This is a genomic window from Aureimonas frigidaquae, from assembly GCF_001463905.1.
Classification (GTDB): domain Bacteria; phylum Pseudomonadota; class Alphaproteobacteria; order Rhizobiales; family Rhizobiaceae; genus Aureimonas; species Aureimonas frigidaquae.
This window is the reverse complement of the sequence record NZ_BBWR01000021.1, coordinates 1-971: the sequence shown is the minus strand read 5'-3', so window position 1 is coordinate 971 and position 971 is coordinate 1. Positions and strand designations below refer to the sequence as shown.

1 protein-coding gene is annotated in these 971 nt (G+C 61.7%); it reads right to left on the bottom strand.

What is annotated here, in order from left to right; genetic code table 11:
- Positions 1-971, bottom strand: a 971-nt coding sequence (locus AUL30_RS19040; protein ID WP_244490907.1) for a TerC/Alx family metal homeostasis membrane protein, incomplete at its 3' end; no start/stop codon positions are given.

Here is a 971-nt window from a genome sequence, read left to right as displayed (position 1 = left end):
ATGCCGAGGATCACGCTCAGCGAGAAGTTGGTCGAGATATAGGGCAGGCCGTGGATCGGCTCGCCGCCGTTGATGAAGGGCAGCGTGTTGGCCTCCATCGCATGGATGATCAGCTTGACGCCGATGAAGCCCAGGATCAGCGCCAGGCCGAAGCCCAGATAGACCAGCCGGTCCAGGAGCCCGCCGAGCAGGAAGTAGAGCTGCAACAGGCCCAGGAGCGCGAAGGCGTTGGCCGTGAAGACGATGTAGGGCGCGTTGGTCAGCCCGTAGATGGCCGGGATGGAGTCCAGCGCGAAGAGAAGATCCGTCATGCCGAGCGCCAGGATCACGATGAACATGGGCGTGAAGTAGCGCTTGCCGCCCTCCACCACGCTCAGCGCGTTGCCACGGAAATCGTCGGTGGTCGGAAGATGGCGCTGGAACCATTGCACCATGGCGTTGGGTTCATAGGCCTCGTCGGTGCTCTTGGCCCCGTGCGAGAAGCTTTCCGAGGCCAGCTTCCACGCCGTCCACAAAAGGAACAGCCCGAACAGGTAGAACACCCAGGAGAAACGCTCGATTGCCGCGGCGCCCAGGCCAATGAAGATGCCGCGCATGACCAGCGCGATCACGATGCCGATCAACAGCGCCTTCTGCTGGTAGGCCGCCGGCACCCGGAAGCTCTTCATGATGATGACGAAGACGAAGAGATTGTCGACCGACAGGCTCTTTTCGGTGATGAAGCCGGCGAAATATTCCAGCCCGTGCTTCTGATCCCAGAAATGCAGGACGCCCCAGCCGAACAGAAGCGCCAGCGCCACGTAGAAGGTCGACCACAGGGCCGCCTCCTTGAAGGTCGGCTCGTGCGGCTTGCGCACATGGGTGAAGAAGTCGAAGACGAAAAGGGCCGCGATGCCACCGATCGTCGAGAGCCATATCCAGGTCGGCACGACATCCGCAGATGCCAGCCCATCGATCGCCGTCTGTTCCAA